The organism is Achromobacter semiaridum, from assembly GCF_053543755.1.
Map to the genome: position 1 here is coordinate 1 of NZ_JBLVOL010000127.1, position 16,367 is coordinate 16,367.

The following is a 16,367-nucleotide window of genomic DNA, read 5'->3' on the forward strand; positions in this document are numbered from 1 at the left end:
CCAGGATTTCCGGCACGGACAGTTGCTGGTAGATGCGCCAGTCCGAACACAGCGCCGCGCGCGCCAGCGACGGTTCGACCACGGCGCGGTAGCGCGTGCGCCGAAAGCCGGTGTCGCCTTGCTCGAAGGCGGTGACGATGCCGTGCACGTGGCGCACGGGCACATCGCGCCGCCATAGCGTGAACAGCGCTGTTTGATCCAGCAGCGCGCCAAAGTCGATGGCGGGGTCGAAGCTGGATAAATCAAGCTCCAGCCGATAGGTCTCGGACAGGGCCTCGTCCAGCGTGAATTCAATAACGTCGAACGCCACGCCACGGGCGGCGGGCACGAAGGTAAAACGCAGGTCGGATGAATGGGCCATGGGGATCCTGGAATAAGTCCCCACAGCTATGCAACATCCATGCCAACTTTCACGGCGTCCGGTTAAACCCAATGCTTTCAGCGACTTAGGATTTCGGGTGCAGGGTAAACGGCGAAGAAATGGACCTGGTTATCGCCAAACGCGCCAAAACCCGTGAAAACACAGGGATTCCTCGCGAAAACCGGCTTGTTCTGCAATAAATCAGGCCAGATCTGGCCCGGAGTCTTGCAAGTGCCTGATTCCTAAGGAGGTTCACTGGGCCAGAATTGGCCCGGTCGAGTCAATTCTGGCCCGCGCGACGGTGGGCGACTTTGGTCCGGCATGCCCTTTCACGCCGCCCTTTTACGCCGCCCTTTTACGCCGCCCTTTTTACGCCGCCCTTGCCTCCCGGCCGGCCATGCGGGTTTCGCATGGCCTCGATCAAAACCGGCATGTCCGCCGCGCCGCTTTCGTCCCTACCATAGGCCTGCTATCCCGACGCCGGCAGCTTGGCGCCATATGAACAGCCACCACGAAAAGACAGGGGCAACGATGAATCAAACCGTCCAGGCGACGCTGCCGGCAGGCACGCTGACCGGTGAGCAGGAACGCGGCGGCGTGTGCCGCTTCAGCGCCATTCCCTATGCGCGGCCGCCGGTGGGCAAGCTGCGTTTTGCGCCACCTGAAGCCGCGACCTGGCAAGGGGAACTGGACGCCACACGGCCCGGCCCCGTGGCGCCGCAACTGCCGTCGCGCCTGCGCGATGCCATGGGCGACTTCAACGCGCCGCAATCCGAAGACTGTTTGCATCTGACGGTATGGACGCCGGCCGCGGACGGCGCGCGTCGGCCAGTCGTCGTGTGGCTGCATGGCGGCGCCTGGCAAAGCGGCGGCGGCGCGCTGGACTGGTATGACGGGTCCGCCCTGGCTGCGCGTGGCGACCTGGTGGTGGTGGCCGTCAACTACCGGCTGGCCGCGCTGGGCTGGCTGTACGTGCCGGGTCAGACCGCGAACGTGGGCCTGTTGGACCAAGAGGCCGCCATCGATTGGGTGTTTGACAACATCAAGGGCCTGGGCGGCGACCCCGAACGCGTCACGGTGATGGGACAGTCGGCCGGCGCGTCGTCGATCTGCGCAATGCTGGCGCGCAAGCCGCGCTTCTCGCGCGCTATCTTGCAAAGCGCCGCGCTGGGCCGGGGGTTTCGGTCGGCGGCACAGGCGCAGGCGTTAGGCCAGGCCTTTCTGGAAGCGGCCGGTGTAGCGTCGCTGGACGCCGCGCGCGCGCTTCCCGTTTCCGCTTTGCTGGCCGCGCAGCAATCGCCTGCGGTCGCAGAGGTGTTGCGGGCCGAAGGCAGCAGCCGCAGCCAGTTCTGCCCGGTATTGGACGGGCACGTGCTGCCCGAGGACATCGCGCCAGCGCTACAGCGGGCCGTGTCCCGCGCCGACGTGCTGGTGGCGTACACGCGCAATGAAATGGCGGCCTTTCCCGGGTACGTGGCGAATGCAACAAAGGCCGAAGGGCAGGCGGCGACGGATGACCACGCCTGCGCCCAACTCGACCCCGGCCACCTCGACCACGTCAAGCCTGGCCACGTCGACCACATCGGCCACGCTGACCACGTCGTCGCCGCCTTTGACGACCCCATCGGCGATCAAGTGTTCGGCGCACCGTCACGCGCGTGGGCGCGGGCGGCGGCCACGCAGGGCCGTCAAGCCTGGCTGGCGCGTTTCGACGTTGCTCCGACCGCGCGCTTCATGGCGTGCCACAGCATTGAACTGCCCTTCGTGTTCGACACGGTATCCGCGTTCGGCGACGCGCCGATGCTGGCCGGATTGGACGCGGCCCACGCCCAGCGCCTGACCGCGCAGACGCAGCAGGCTTGGATCGCGTTCATACGCGGCGACGCACCCGATTGGCCGATGGCGCCGCACCTGCACGTCTTTGCCTGACCGCTGACTTGGGGCGGCGGATGTCACCTGCCGAATGTCACCTGCCGAATGTCACCTGCCGAATGTCACCTGCCGGATGTGACATGCCAGACGCCACGTGCCAGATGTCACTGCCGGAGGGTACATGCCAAATGTCACACGCCGGATGGCACATGCCGGACGCCACATGCCTGACGCCAAAGCCTGACCTTTGACGCCGAACATTCTGTACACACCTACAACACAAGGGGAATTCCATGATTAAGAACATTGCGCCGATGCGCACGTTGGCACTGATGCTAATGCTCACGTTGCTGACGCCGCTGGCCGCGCAAGCCGCCTATCCCGACAAGCCGGTCAAGATCATCGTGTCCAACCCGCCCGGCGGCCCGGTGGACGTGATGCTGCGCGTGCTGGCCAGCAAGCTGGGCGCGGCGTGGGGCCAGCCCGTCGTCGTCGAAAACCGCCCCGGCGCGTCCGGCATCATCAGCACCGGCGCGCTGATCAAGTCCGCGCCCGACGGCTATACGCTGGGCATGGTGGTGGCGTCGTCCGTCACCATCGTGCCCTTCGCGGTCGACAGCCTGCCCTTTGACACGCAAAAAGACCTGCAACCAATTTCGCTGGTGGCGCGCACGCCATTCATCTTCATCGTGCCCAAGGACAGTCCGCTTAAGACCTGGGACGACTTCGTGCGCGAAAGCAAGACGCGCAGCCTTAGCGTGGGCTCGTTTTCCATCGGCACCGCGTTTCATCTGGTCTGGGAACAAACCGCGCGACGCGCCGGCATCCGCGCCTTGTACGTGCCGTCGTCCTCGTCGGGCAAAACGCAGAACGATCTGATAGGTGGTCAATTGGACGTGGGCCTGGACGCGCCGTCCAGCTCCAAGGGCCTGATCGACAGCGGCCGCTTGCGCGCGTTGGCGATCACCAGTCCGGAACGCTTTGGCGGCCTGCCCGATACGCCCACGTTGAAGGAGTCGGGCTTGAAAGACTACGCCCCGCAACCCTGGATCGGCTTGATGGCGCCCGCCGGTGTGCCGCAAGACCGTGTGGCGCTGATTCAGAAATCGGTGGCGGACATTCTGAAAGAACCGGCGATGCGCGCGCAGATGGAAACGCTGGGCATGATCCCAATCGGCAGCACGCCGGAAGAACTGGCGGCCACGATCAAGGCGGACCGAGCGGACATGGAGCCGCTGATCAAGGAGCTGGGCATCAAGTTGCAGTAGACACGTCAAGGCAGAAACCCCACGGAGAAAATTTCACCTTTCGGAATCAAACCAGCCGGAATTTAAGCATCCGTAACAAACACGCCGGCGGTGTGGCGCTTGGGTAAGATCCTTGTCCAATAACAGGTTAACAACCACGAGGAGAACACCCATGCAGTCTCGCAACATGCGATTCCGGCTGGCGCCGCTGGCCCTGGCCGCCCATCTGCTGATCAGCGGCCCGGCAGCCGCGCAAAGCGCCCCCGGCACGCAGGGGCCGCTTGCGCCCGCCCCCAACGCCGCGCTGTCCGAACAAATCGACACGCGCGCCCGCGCCATCGAAGACAAGCTCATCGCGTGGCGGCGCGACATTCATCAGCACCCCGAACTGGGCAATCAGGAAACGCGCACGTCCAAGCTGGTGGCGGACCACCTGCGCGCGCTAGGCATGGACGTGAAGACGGGCGTGGCGGGCACGGGCGTTGTCGCGGTGCTCAAGGGTGGCAAGCCGGGCCCCGTGGTCGCGCTGCGCGCCGACATGGACGCGTTGCCCGTCAAGGAACAAGTTGACGTGCCGTTTGCATCAAAGGCCAAGGGCACGTACCTGGGCAAGGAAGTGGATGTGATGCACGCCTGCGGCCACGACACCCACACCGCCATCCTGATGGCCACGGCCGAAGTGCTGGCCGGCATGAAAGACCAGTTGCCCGGCAGCGTGAAATTCATCTTCCAGCCCGCCGAGGAAAGCCCCGCCGACTTCGAGCCCGACGGCAAGAAGATCTGGGGCGCCAAGATGATGGTGCAGGAAGGCGTGCTGGAAAATCCCAAGGAGGACGCCATCTTCGGCTTGCACGTGTCCAGCGCGTATCCGGCCGGCTGGTTGTCGTGGCGCAGCGGTCCGGCCATGGCCGCCGCCGATCAGTTCTGGATCGACGTCACCGGCAAGCAGACGCATGGCGCGCGCCCGTGGTCGGGCATCGACCCTATCGTCGTCAGCTCGCAGATCATTCTGGGTTTGCAGACCATTCCCAGCCGCCAGATCAACAGCATGCTGGAGCCGGCCGTCATCACGGTGGGCGCCATCCACGGCGGCAACCGCATGAACATCGTGCCGGATAGCGTGGCCATGACGGGCACGATCCGCACTTACGACGAGGGCATGAAGAAGGACATTCACCAGCGCATCGCGCGCACCGCCGACATGATTGCCCAAAGCGCGGGCGCCAAGGCCGATGTGCGCGTGGTGGAACTCTACAACGCCACCGTCAACAACCCGGCGTTGACCGAGAAGATGGGCCCGACCTTGCGGCGCGTGGCAGGCGAAGGCAACTATGGCTTGCAGCCCAAGTCCACCGCGTCCGAGGACTTCTCGTTCTATCAAGAGAAGGTGCCGGGCATGTTCTTCTACCTGGGTGTCACCCCCAAGGGCACCGACGTGGACAAGGCCGCGCCGAACCATTCGCCGCGCTTTTACGTGGATGAATCCGGCCTGATCAACGGGGTGCGCGCGTTGTCGAACCTGACGGTGGACTACATGGCGCGCGCGCAACAACAGTCGGGCGGCTGAGCCGGTAGCCTGCGGTCGCTACGCATTGACGCCCGCCCGGGCGCTGGATAAAGTGGCTGGCAATCTTGCGCCATCGGCATCGATGGCGTTCTTTTTTCTTAGCCCGGCTTGCGGTCCGCCGCGGCCCTACCTTCCGGATTCACCATGAACAGCTACCGCGTCGGCATCGCCGGCTTCGGCGCCATCGGCCAGGCCGTGGCGCAATCCCTGGACGCCGGGCTGCCCGGCCTGGCGCTGGCCGCCGTTGCTGTGCGCGACCCCAAGGCCGCGCCCGACTTCGCCTGGACCCAGGCGGCCCCCAAATTCACCACGCTGGACGCCCTGCACGAACATTGCGACGTCGTTGTTGAATGCGCACCCGCCGCCGTGTTTCGCAGCATTGCCGAACCTGTGCTGCGCGCCGGCAAGAAGCTGGTGGTGCTCAGTTCCGGCGCCTTGCTGGCCAATGAAGACCTGATCGAAGTGGCGCGCCAGCATCACGGGCAGATCCTGGTGCCGTCCGGCGCCATCCTGGGGCTGGATGCGATCACGGCCGCCGCCGAAGGCGTCATCCATTCGGTCACGATGATCACCCGCAAGCCCCCGCGCGGGCTGTTGGGCGCGCCCTACCTGACGGACAACAACATCAGCCTTGACGACGTCACGGAACCCCGCCTGATTTTCCGAGGCTCGCCGCGCGATGCCGCCACGGGTTTTCCCGCCAACCTGAATGTGGCGGTCAGTGTGTCGCTGGCCGGCATCGGGCCGGATCGCACCACGCTGGAAATCTGGGCCGACCCGTCGCTGGAACGTAACGTGCACCGCGTGGAAGTCGTGTCCGATTCGGCAAATTTCTCGATGGAAATACAGAACATCCCTTCCGCCAATCCCAAGACCGGCCGCATCACCGCGCAAAGCGTCGTTGCCGCGTTGCGCAAGCTGACCGGCCCGCTGCGCGTGGGCACTTAAGCATCACGCCGCCTCGCGCAGCGCCGCCGCCTGCGGCGGGCCATACGGGTCCATCGGTCCGATCGGCCCCATCGTCCAGCCGCCCGCGCCGTCCAGTTGCAGCCGGTGCGTGTGGAACGGGTCCAGCGTGCTGCGATGGCCCACGCTGACCAGCATGCAATCGGGCAAGGCGCTGCGCAGCAGGCTGTATAGCGAATGTTCCAGGCCTTCGTCGGTAGCGGATGTTGCTTCGTCCAGGAACACGATCGCCGGTCGGTTGAACAGCACGCGGGCAAAGGCCACGCGCTGCTGCTCGCCAATCGACAAGATGCGCGACCAATCCGCGGCCTCGTCCAGGCGTTGGCTCAAGTGGCCCAGGTTGACCTGATGCAACGCCTGCGCCAGGCGCGCATCGTCTTGCGGCTGTGCGTGTCCGGGATACGCCACGGCACTGCGCAGGTCGCCCAGCGGCAGATACGGCCGCTGCGACAGGAACAACGCCAGCGCTCCTTCCGGCCGCCGCACCCGGCCCTGTGCATACGGCCACAAGCCCGCCAGCGCACGCAGCAACGTCGTCTTGCCGCTGCCCGACGGCCCCTTGATCAGCAGGGTCTGGCCCGGCCGCAGGCGCAGCGTCAACTCGCGCAGCAAGGTGCTGCCGTCAGGCCGCCTGACCGTGACGCCGTCAATGTCCAGGCCGTTGCGCAAGGGTTCGGTATGCACCGTCGGCAACGCGCGCGCCGCTTCGTTGGCATCCAGGAAACCGTTCAGACGGTCCAGCGTGGCGCGGTACTGCGCAAAGGTGTCGTACGACGTGCGAAAGAATGACAGCGCATCCTGCACCTGCCCGAACGCCTGCGACGTTTGAATCACGTCACCCAGCTTGATGGCGCCACTGAAGAAGCGTGGGGCCTGCAAGATGAACGGGAACACCACGGCCACCTGGCTGACCGACAAGTTGAAACCGTCGAACTTCAAGCCCCGGTACACGCGTGCCCACAGGTTGACGATGTAGGCGGAAAACCGCTGCAACAGGTTCCGGCTTTCTACGGCTTCGCCTTGATAGAACGCGACGTTTTCGGCGTTCTCGCGCAGCCGCACCAGCGCATAGCGGAAATTGGCCGTCAATCGTTCAGACAGAAAATTCAGGCGGATCAGCGGTCGGCCGATCTTGAAGGCAAACCAGGTCGCGACGATTACGTACAGGAACACGACGAAGACCATCGCGCGGGGAATTTCGACACCTGCCACGGTCAGCGGCCCGGACAGCCCCCACAGGATGCCCGTGAACGCCACCAGCGACACCATCGCGCTTAACGCGCCGATGGCCAACGTGCGCGAGCCCGTCACGAACATGGCGATGTCTTGCTCGATACGCTGATCGGGGTTGTCGACCGGTTCTTCAACAAAGTGGCCTCGGTAGTACGCGCCCGCGCCCAACCAGTCGTGCGTCAGGCGGTCGTTCAGCCAGACGCGCCAATGAATGTCGAAGGCCTGGCCGGCGTAGCTGTCCGCCAGCGAGCGCACCACATGCACACAGGCCAATACCGAAAAGATGCCCAGGAAGCGCCAGAACGCGCTTTGGTCCAGCGCTTGCAACGCGCTGTAGAAGCCGTTGTACCAAAACGAAAACAGCACCGTCATGCGCACGGCGGCCATCGCCAACAGCAGCAACAACGCCAGCATCAGCAGCGGCCGCCAACTGCGCCGGGGCGTCAGATACGGCCACGCCAGGCGCCAAAATTTTTGCCCCCAATCCGTCGTGCGTGCCAGCACGACAGCCACGGCCACCAGCACGACGGCCGTGATGCCAAACGCTTGCGCCAGCCAGATGGCGCTTTCCATCAACTGCTGCTGCCAGTTCAGATCCATTGGCGCACCCCATTCGAAACCGTTTCTGGTTAGACGGGAGGCGTGCGCCGGGTTCCACGAAAACTGCCGCTTTAAGCGTCGCTTAAGCGTTCTGGCGGGGCAACTGAAGGCGCATTGAAAGATGGGCGGAAATCAGCCTCTGCCCAGGTCCAGATTGGCGAAGACGTCGGCCAGCGTGGGCACGGATCGGGCGGGCCAGATGGCGCTCAGGTCGAAACTGGGCAGCGCCTGTCCATCGCGCACTTCGCAAAAACGGACGCCGCCAAAATTCATCGTACGGATCCAGCTGGGCAACAGCGCCACGCCGCAACCGCCGGCCACGCACGACAACACGGTCAGCGTGCGGTTGGCCTCTTGCGCGACCTGCACCGCATGGCCGCCCTTGCGCATCGCGTCCATGATGCCGGCATAGAACGCCGGCAATTGCGCTTGCGGATACATCACCAGGCCGGCTTGTGCAATTTGCGCCATCGTTACCGTGCCATCGTCCGCCACATCGAACTCGTCCGGCACCGCCGCCACCAGCCGGTCGCGCAGCAGCTGACGTTCGCGCATGCGTCCGCCCACTGCGACAGGCGTGTGCATCAGGCCGATATCGATTTCGCCGGTTTGCAGCGCATCCGCCTGTTCGGCGTTGCTCATCTCGCGCAGGATCACCCGCACGCCCGGCGCCTGCCGACGCATTTCGCGTAACGCGCGCGGCAGCGTGTCGAACAGCGCGGACGACACAAGCCCCACGGTCAACTGCCCCGCGCTGCCGCGCCCGATCTCGCGCGCGCGATGGGCCGCCGCGTCGATGCGGGCCACGCTGATGCGCACGTCTTCCAGGATGGCCAGCGCGGCGGGCGTGGGCGCGGCGCCTTGGCGCGAGCGGTCGAAGAGACGCACGCCCAGGTCCTTTTCCATGCGGCCCAGGGCCTGGCTCAGCGCGGGTTGTGCGATGCCCAGCCATTCCGACGCGCGGCTGACGCTGCCATGGTCCACCACCGCCAGAAAATACCGCAAATGCCGGGTTTCCATATTGTTCCGATATATAAAAAGCGGTTTTAGCCAATAGAAAACTATACCCGCGCTGCCTAGAATCCGCCTCATAGAACAGCGCGCGGCCACGCCGGCGCATAAGACAGGAGACCGCGTTGCCCCCGCCCCCCCTTGGCGTTGCCGTCGACACCCATGCCCATGTTTTCCGGCAAGGCCTGGCGCTGGCGGACACCCGCCGCCATACCCCCGATTACGACGCCACGCTGGAGCAGTACCTGGCGTTGCTGGACGCCTATGGAATGAGCCACGGCGTACTGGTGCAGCCCAGCTTCCTGGGCACCGACAACAGCCACCTGGTGCAAGCGTTGCGCGCGGCCCCGCAGCGCCTGCGCGGTGTGGCCGTCGTGTCCCCTGAAGCCAGCGACGCGCAGTTGCAGGCGTTGGCCAACGCCGGTGTCGTGGGCATACGGCTGAACCTGATCGGCCTGCCCACGCCCGAGCTGCAAACCCCACACTGGCAGGCTTTGCTGGCGCGCGTAAACGGGCTGGGCTGGCATATTGAGGTGCACGTGCAAGCGGGCCGGCTCGGCGACGTGTTGCCCGCGTTGCTGGCAGCGGGCTGCCGCGTGGTTGTCGATCACTTCGGTCGGCCTGACCCGGCGCTGGGCGTGTCGGACCCGGGCTTTGCCTACCTGCTGCAACAGGCCGAAAGCGGGCAGGTATGGGTGAAGCTGTCGGCGCCCTACCGCAATTGGCCGGTAGCGGACAGTGCCGACCGCGCCGATGCCAACGCGCCCACCGCCCCGTCCGCGCTCACCGGCCTCGCCCTTCGCCCGGGCATCCCCGATTACGGCGTTGCCGGCCGTCAGGCTGCCCAGCTGCTGCTGGCCGCCTATACGGCCAAGCGGTTGCTGTGGGGTAGCGACTGGCCCCACACCGAACACCGCCACCTGGCGTCCTACCCCGCTGCGACGCAGTGGCTGGACGCGTGGATCGACGACGCCACGCAGCGACGCATCGTGCTGGCGGACACGCCGATGCAGCTATTCAAGATCCAAGACCGGACCCAAAGCCAGACCCAGGGCCAGACCCAAGGCCAGTCCCAAGGCGAAACCCAAAACCAAAACCAGATCCACCTCCCAGGAGACAAATCATGACCCCCTTCATCAAACGTCTGGCGCGTAACAGCGCGATGCTGGCCGCCGCCGGCCTGCTGGCGGGTGCGGGCGCTACCGCGTCCGCCGCCTACCCCGAACGCGCCGTCACGCTGGTCGTGACATACCCGCCGGGCGGCACGGTAGACGTGGTGGCGCGCCTGATCGGCCCCAAGCTGGCCGCCGAACTTGGCCAGCCCGTGGTCATCGAAAACCGCGGCGGCGCGGGCGGCATGATCGGCGGCGCGGTTGTCGCCAAGGCGCAGCCCGACGGCTACACGCTGATGCTGGACGCGTCCAACCACGCGCAGAATCCCGCGCTGCATTCCAAGATGCAGTTCGATACGCTGAGCGCTTTCGCGCCCGTGTCGCTGCTGTTGCGCGTGCCCAACGTGCTGGTCGTCACGCCGTCGTACGAAGTGAAGTCGGTGGCCGACCTGATCAGGCTGGGCCAGCCCGGACAGAAAGAGCAGGTGTACTTCGCGTCGGCAGGCCCGGGGTCGGCCCAGCACCTGGCCGGGGAATTGTTCAACCTGCTGGCCAAGACGCATTTGCAGCACGTGGCCTACAAGGGCGGCGGCCCGGCCATGATCGACGTCATGTCGGGCCAGGTGCCCGTCATGTTCGCCAGCATGGGCTCGGCCTGGCAACACGTGAAGAACGGCAAGCTGCGCGCGGTGGCGGTCGGCGGGCTGGAACGGTCCAAGACGGCGCCCGACTTGCCCACCATCGCGGAATCCGGCGTGCCGGGCTACGAGACGTACGAATGGAACGCCGTGTTCGCCCCCGCCGGCACGCCGCCGGCCATTGTGGACAAGGTGTCGCAAGCGCTGGCCAAGGTGCTGCGCGATCCGGCCATCGCCGAGCAGCTTGCGGGTATCGGCGCGGAGCCCATCGGTTCGACGCCGGCCGAATTGGACACGTTCCGCCGCGCCGAAATTGCCAAATGGCAGCGCGTGGTGAACGAAGCCAATCTGAAACTGGATTAAAAGCGGGGCGGGCCAGCGGCCCCGCTACACCGCTGCACCGCTACATCGCAACGCAGCAACATAGCAACCCAGCAACATAGCAACCCAGCAACACAGCACTGCAACCCAGCACCGCTACACCGCAGCACCCCAGCGCCCCAAAGGGCGCTTTTTTTGTGCCTGCATCCCGGCGCTATGATTGCGGCTTGGCTAGAACCCACGCAAAGAGCAGCAACATGGACAAGATTCGACTCGACAAATGGCTATGGGCCGCGCGCTTTTACAAGACGCGCAGCCTGGCCGTGCAAGAGATCGGCAAGGGTCGCGTCTTCGTGAACGACCAGGCCGCCAAACCGTCGCGCGAGGTCGCGCCCGGCGACCGCATCACCATCCGCAAGGAAGACCCGGCGCTACAGGTGAAGGTGGTTGCGGTCAGCGGCGTGCGCGGCCCCGCGCCGGTGGCACGCCTGCTGTATGAGGAAACGCCGGACAGCATCGCCGCCCGCGAACGCGCGGCGGAAATGCGGCGGCTGGCGCCAGAGCCCGCGCTGGGCATCGAAACCGGCCGGCCCACCAAGCGTGACCGCCGCCTGATCGACCTGATGCGGGGCAAGTGATGAAGCGCGCAACCACCGGCGGGCTGGTCTATTCCACCGAAAGCGGCCGCATGTGCCCGCAATGCCGCCAGCCACTGGCGCAATGCCAATGCCAGGCGGCGGCGCGCGGCGCACACGCGGGCGCCGGCGTTGCCCGCGTGTCACGCGAGACCAAGGGCCGGGGTGGCAAAAGCGTGACCGTGGTGCGGGGCCTGGCGCTGGACCCGATGGCGCTGGCCGTGCTGGGCAAGCAATTGCGCACGGCCTGCGGGTCGGGCGGCACGGTCAAGGACGGGGTGATCGAAGTGCAGGGCGACCACTGCGCGCGCATCATCGAAGTGCTGACTACCAGCGGCCATCGCGCCAAGCGCGCCGGCGGCTGAATCAACGAGACAACCATGAACGATCTGGCAGTAAGCGGCGTGACCAGCTGGCACGCCCATGTGTACTTCGACGCGGCCAGCCGCGATGCCGCGTTTGCGTTACGCGAACGCGTGGTGGTGCACTTCGACGGCAAGATGGAAATGGGGCGCTTCCATGAGCGCCCCGTCGGCCCGCACCCGCAATGGAGCTATCAGATTGCCTTCGGCCCCACGCACTTGGCCGAGATCGCCACGTGGTTGACGTTGAACCACGGCGCGCTGGACGTATTCATGCATCCGAACACGGGCGATTCGCTGCGCGACCACCGCGATTGCGCGGTGTGGATCGGGCATAGCCACACGTTGAACCTGGCCGCGCTGGGCGGCTAAGCGCTTACAGCGCGCGGCCCACGATCAAGGGGTCCAGCGCCAGGCCGGGTTCGGCGCTTTTGCCTTCGTACGGCAGGCGGCTCAAGACATAGCGCATGGCGTTCAGCCGCGCGCGCTTCTTGCAGTCCGACTTGACCACGATCCACGGCGCGTCCGCGGTATCGGTATGCGCGAACATCGCCTCTTTGGCGCGCGTGTAATCGTCCCATTTGTCCAGCGACGCCAGGTCCACGGGGCTTAATTTCCACTGCTTCAGCGGGTGCACCTTGCGTTGCAGGAAGCGGCGGCGCTGTTCTTCCTGGCTGACCGAAAACCAGAACTTCACCAGGTGGATGCCGCTGGACACCAGGTGCCGTTCAAAGTCGGGCACCTGACGCAGAAAGTCCAAATATTCCTGCTGCGTGCAAAAGCCCATCACGCGCTCAACACCCGCGCGGTTGTACCAGGACCGATCGAACATCACGATCTCGCCGGCGGTGGGCAGATGCTGCACGTAGCGCTGGAAATACCACTGGCCTTTTTCCGTGTCCGACGGCTTTTCCAGGGCCACCACGCGCGCGCCGCGCGGGTTCAAATGTTCCATCATGCGTTTGATGGTGCCGCCCTTGCCCGCCGCGTCGCGGCCTTCAAAGAGGATCACCACGCGCTGGCCCGTCGCTTTTACCCAGGCTTGCAGCTTCAACAGTTCGACCTGCAATTGGTATTTCTGCTTTTCGTAGTTGCGGCGCAGCATGCGGTTGCGATACGGATAGATGCCGTCCCGCCAGTCCGTCGCCAGCTCTTCGTCGGGGTTGCGGCGCACGGCCGGGGCCTGCGCGTTTGCCTCCAGCAAGGCGCGATGCACGGCGCGTGCGTCATCGGGCGACAGTTCTTCAATAACGGACCGCAGCGCCTCGTGGGCTTGCGCCTGTGGCACCACGTTGTAGCGCCGCGCAATGTCAGCCAGCACCGACACCGCTTCCTGGCGAGCAGCGTCTTCACGCGCCACGACTTTCTTGCGCGCCAGCAGAGTGTGCTCGGAAGGCTGCTTGATGGCGGGGCGGGAAGCCGTCTCGGAGGTCGCTTTGGAGGTCGCTTTGGAGGTCGCTTTGGAAGTTGCTTTGGAACGCGCCTTGGAAGCCGTCTTCGTCGCCGGGCCGGCCCCCGCCGCCTTGGCGATTGCGGCGCTTCGCTTGGCGCCGGGCGACGCGGTGCCGCGCTTGCGCGGTGTCACGGCAACGTCTTGCTTGGAGGCTGCTTGCGGTGTCTTGTCTGTCATCGATCCTGTCCTGGCTGCGCTGGTCGTCTGCCCCACGCCGGTGTCGCCCCGTTACGGGACGCCCCAAGAGGCAAGGCGCCACCCTACCCGCTTGTAGACCGCATGGGATTGACGAGAATCAAACGTTGTAACATTTATTACATGAGTGTGCGCCCGCTACACTCCCGTAAACGTCCCTGGCACGGCCAGCCCGCGCGCGCCCGAGTTTCTTCTCCGATTCCCTTCCCCAGATTTCCTTCCCCGATTTCCTTCCCCGATTTCCTTCCCCGATTCCCATCCCCTATCCCATGTGGTCACGCATCAAGCGCTTTCTGTCCGGTCCGCCCCCCGTGGAAGACCCATTCCGGCAGTCGGTCAGCTTTGACGACACCGGCTTCACCCGGCACTGCGAACTGGCGCGCGCGATAGGCCTGCAAGAGCACTGGGCCTGGGCGGACGTGCACGAATTCGGCTTCTCGTTTCGCCCCGCGATATACCCCGACCCCTGGTCCGGCGACTACATGGAAAGCCTTTGGTACCTATGGGTGCGCTGTGACGACGGCGACATGATGCGGGTGATTCTGGACGAGCGCCTGCTTGACGCCAGGAACTTGCCGCCCGCACTGCTCCGCAACCTGCCGGGGCTGGACATGGGCGTGCTGCAAGAGGGGCTGGCCACCGCGGCGCGCGGCCCCCGCCACTTTGAAGGCGAAGGCGAATGGGCGGCGTGGCGGCGCGATGCCGCCGCGTCATAACGCCCGGCGGGCGAGTCCGGCACGGCACTTGCGGTAGACCGGCGCTGGACCGGCCGTAGACCCGCCGTAGAGCGGCCGCGGACCGGCCGTTGACCCTCGCCAGACCGTTACCGCTACCGGCGCGCGTTGACGCGTGCTGGCCCGCTCACTACATTCATGCCCTATGACCCCAATCTTGGTGCGCCATGACTCCGCAGGAAGACACCCTTACGCTTTTCAGGCGCTTGCGCGTGCGTCGTGACAGCCGGCGCTTGCTAACGGGGGCCGCGCTGATTCTGCTGGCGCTGGGCTTGGCCGTGGGTTGGAACCGGATGGGCGAACGCGCGGAAGAAAAAGTCGCCACCGCTGAAATCCGCAAGGTGGCCGACACGCTTAACCAGATGGTGACGGGCGGCGACGGCGTGCCGGACAACCTGCCCTCCATCGACCCCACCCCCAAGGCGAAAGGCTTTTACGGCGAGCTGGAACGCGCGATCAAGACCGTGGCCAGCGAGCGCGTCGCGCAGCACAAGGCCTATCTGAATGAGCTGAAAGACATCGGCATGCCCCGGCTGCTGGACGCGCATCGGCTGGCGCTGGACACGGGGCTGGTGGAAAGCCGCATGATTCTTGAGCTTGCCGAACGGCTGGTGCCGAAATACCGCGATCAAAGCATGCAGGTGTTGAAAGACATGCCCGAGCTGATCCGGTCGCTGGCCATTCGGGAACCCGAAAAACAGAAAATGATGGCGACGCTGACCTCTACGCTGGCGCGCCGCAGCGACAGCCTGGGCAAGGTGTGGCTGCTGGAAACGCGCATCCTGCAAGAGTTTGGCCAGATGATCACGCTGCTGGACGACAACCGTCAGTATTGGTACGCGGATCACGACGAACTGATGTTTGAACGCGACGCTGACCTGAAGCGCTTTTACGCGCATATGGCGGCCATCAACACCATGGCGACCGAACAGGAAAAGCTGGGCAAGCAACAGTTGGCCAATTTGTTCTCGGCGCTGCCATAGCGGTGCCGTGGTGTTGCCGTGGTGTTGCCGTGGTGTTGCCTTGGTGTTGCCTTGGTGTTGCAGCGGTGCTGCCGTAGCGCCACCTGGCGCTGCCGGCGCGCAGCCGCCCGTCAGTGGCGGGAAGCTTGGCGCGGACGCTTGTTGTTGAAAGCGCTGGGGTCCGCCGGAAAATCCGGCCCATGAAACATCGACGCCGCATCCAGCGCGGCGCCAAGCAGCGCCCGGAGCCAGCTTCGGTGGCTGGGCTTGCGTGGCGACGCGTTGCCGTCTTCCCGGCCCGCGTCGGTCTGGACAGTGCGGGTTGTCATGATCGAATCGCCTTCGCGGTCTTGCGCGGATACGTCCGTGCAATGGAAAGCGTGCGCGGACAGGACAGACGATTCTAGGCAGCCGGCAGCCGTGCGCCAACGACGACTTGGTTGAATCCTTATTACAAGCCGGGGTCGATATTGCGCGCCACCGTCAGAACGGCTTCACCAGCACCAGCGTCACGATGACGCCGCAGGCAATGACGGTGAACGGCGCGTAGAAGTCCACCATCGGCGGGCGCTTGAGCGTACCGTTGGCCATGCGACGCAACGACGCGCTCTGGATGCCAAGCAGCGCCGACAGCGCCAAGGCGAAACCTGCCTTGACCCAGAGCCAGTTCATGGCGAACCAGCCGAATGTCATCGCCAGATGCAGGCCGATCAGCCACGACACGACCATCGCGGGCGTGGTCACCCACAAGGTCCAACGACGCAGCGCGCCAAGCATCTTGCGTTCCTTGGGCGCTTCATCGCCCTCTTGCGGCGCTGACGACAGCAGGAACAGCGAAACAAATAGCGAGCCCCCCAGCCAGGCCACCACGGCGGCCACGTGGGCCATTTTCAGCAGTTGATAAGTCATGGCCGGCATTATCGCCGGATGCAGCGGCGGGCAGTAGTCGGCCGCGGCGGCATGTCGGTCGCGGCGGATGACAGGCCAGATGACATGCCGGAGAGCGCGCCGGCGTGCAGCCGGGTCCGGCGTGCGCGTCAGGGCTCAGTTGCCGGTGGAGGACACGGACGCTGCGGGGCCGGCAGCGGCGCCGCCGAC

Annotated in this window: 17 protein-coding genes; 11 read left to right on the forward strand and 6 right to left on the reverse strand. The window is 65.4% G+C overall.

Features of this window, described 5'->3' with window-relative positions:
* On the reverse strand, nt 1–361 hold a 361-nt coding region (locus ACNPP0_RS26220), incomplete at its 3' end, for a contractile injection system protein, VgrG/Pvc8 family (protein WP_448707440.1).
* A 531-nt stretch (nt 362–892) separates the two neighbouring features.
* Between ACNPP0_RS26220 and ACNPP0_RS26225 the strand changes: the two genes are divergently transcribed.
* The 4 genes from ACNPP0_RS26225 (at nt 893) to ACNPP0_RS26240 (ending at nt 5,995) form a co-directional block, all read left to right on the forward strand.
* Entirely contained in the window at nt 893–2,290 is a 1,398-nt protein-coding gene (locus ACNPP0_RS26225; RefSeq protein ID WP_448707441.1) for a carboxylesterase/lipase family protein, read from the forward strand.
* Nucleotides 2,291–2,526: 236 nt separating this feature from the next.
* On the forward strand, nt 2,527–3,501 hold the full coding sequence (locus tag ACNPP0_RS26230; RefSeq protein ID WP_448707442.1) for a Bug family tripartite tricarboxylate transporter substrate binding protein: 975 nt from the start codon (nt 2,527–2,529) through the stop codon (nt 3,499–3,501).
* A gap of 151 nt (nt 3,502–3,652) precedes the next feature.
* Nucleotides 3,653–5,047, forward strand: coding sequence for an amidohydrolase (locus ACNPP0_RS26235; RefSeq protein ID WP_448707443.1), 1,395 nt, complete (start codon nt 3,653–3,655; stop codon nt 5,045–5,047).
* 144 nt (nt 5,048–5,191) lie between these two features.
* Complete coding sequence (locus ACNPP0_RS26240; RefSeq protein WP_332608802.1) at nt 5,192–5,995, forward strand: aspartate dehydrogenase; 804 nt, start codon at nt 5,192–5,194, stop codon at nt 5,993–5,995.
* Nucleotides 5,996–5,998: 3 nt separating this feature from the next.
* On the opposite strand, the gene ACNPP0_RS26245 is transcribed toward ACNPP0_RS26240, so the two are convergent.
* Nucleotides 5,999–7,846, reverse strand: a complete 1,848-nt coding sequence (locus ACNPP0_RS26245) for an ABC transporter ATP-binding protein/permease (RefSeq protein WP_448707444.1) — start codon at nt 7,844–7,846, stop codon at nt 5,999–6,001.
* Nucleotides 7,847–7,978: 132 nt separating this feature from the next.
* Complete coding sequence (locus ACNPP0_RS26250; protein ID WP_046805359.1) at nt 7,979–8,866, reverse strand: LysR family transcriptional regulator; 888 nt, start codon at nt 8,864–8,866, stop codon at nt 7,979–7,981.
* Between the two features lie 116 nt (nt 8,867–8,982).
* Here ACNPP0_RS26250 and ACNPP0_RS26255 point away from each other — a divergent pair, with 116 nt between their 5' ends.
* From ACNPP0_RS26255 to ACNPP0_RS26275, 5 genes are all read left to right on the forward strand, one after another.
* Entirely contained in the window at nt 8,983–9,984 is a 1,002-nt protein-coding gene (locus tag ACNPP0_RS26255; RefSeq protein WP_448707445.1) for an amidohydrolase family protein, read from the forward strand.
* Nucleotides 9,981–10,970, forward strand: coding sequence for a tripartite tricarboxylate transporter substrate binding protein (locus ACNPP0_RS26260; protein ID WP_332608806.1), 990 nt, complete (start codon nt 9,981–9,983; stop codon nt 10,968–10,970). The genes ACNPP0_RS26255 and ACNPP0_RS26260 overlap by 4 nt, the downstream gene beginning before the upstream one ends.
* A gap of 215 nt (nt 10,971–11,185) precedes the next feature.
* Entirely contained in the window at nt 11,186–11,566 is a 381-nt protein-coding gene (hslR, locus tag ACNPP0_RS26265) for an Hsp15 family ribosome-associated heat shock protein (protein WP_046805362.1), read from the forward strand.
* The gene (locus ACNPP0_RS26270) at nt 11,566–11,928 is read left to right on the forward strand and encodes a translation initiation factor Sui1 (RefSeq protein ID WP_448707446.1); all 363 of its coding nucleotides are present in this window, start codon (nt 11,566–11,568) and stop codon (nt 11,926–11,928) included. Before hslR ends, ACNPP0_RS26270 begins: the two co-directional genes overlap by 1 nt.
* A 15-nt stretch (nt 11,929–11,943) precedes the next feature.
* Nucleotides 11,944–12,297 (forward strand): DOPA 4,5-dioxygenase family protein, encoded by a 354-nt coding sequence (locus tag ACNPP0_RS26275; RefSeq protein ID WP_332608807.1) that lies wholly within the window; start codon nt 11,944–11,946, stop codon nt 12,295–12,297.
* A gap of 4 nt (nt 12,298–12,301) precedes the next feature.
* Here the strand turns inward: ACNPP0_RS26275 and ppk2 are convergent, their stop codons facing one another.
* Complete coding sequence (ppk2, locus tag ACNPP0_RS26280; protein ID WP_448707447.1) at nt 12,302–13,555, reverse strand: polyphosphate kinase 2; 1,254 nt, start codon at nt 13,553–13,555, stop codon at nt 12,302–12,304.
* Nucleotides 13,556–13,842: 287 nt separating this feature from the next.
* Between ppk2 and ACNPP0_RS26285 the strand changes: the two genes are divergently transcribed.
* Both ACNPP0_RS26285 and ACNPP0_RS26290 read left to right on the forward strand, forming a co-directional pair.
* Complete coding sequence (locus ACNPP0_RS26285; RefSeq protein ID WP_332608809.1) at nt 13,843–14,289, forward strand: hypothetical protein; 447 nt, start codon at nt 13,843–13,845, stop codon at nt 14,287–14,289.
* Between the two features lie 230 nt (nt 14,290–14,519).
* On the forward strand, nt 14,520–15,290 hold the full coding sequence (locus ACNPP0_RS26290; protein WP_448707448.1) for a hypothetical protein: 771 nt from the start codon (nt 14,520–14,522) through the stop codon (nt 15,288–15,290).
* Between the two features lie 110 nt (nt 15,291–15,400).
* Here ACNPP0_RS26290 and ACNPP0_RS26295 read toward each other — a convergent pair whose 3' ends face one another.
* Nucleotides 15,401–15,598: a hypothetical protein gene (locus tag ACNPP0_RS26295; RefSeq protein ID WP_332608811.1), complete on the reverse strand. Its 198-nt coding sequence runs from the start codon at nt 15,596–15,598 to the stop codon at nt 15,401–15,403.
* 154 nt (nt 15,599–15,752) lie between these two features.
* Entirely contained in the window at nt 15,753–16,178 is a 426-nt protein-coding gene (locus ACNPP0_RS26300; protein ID WP_448707449.1) for a CopD family protein, read from the reverse strand.
* Nucleotides 16,179–16,367: the final 189 nt, after the last annotated feature.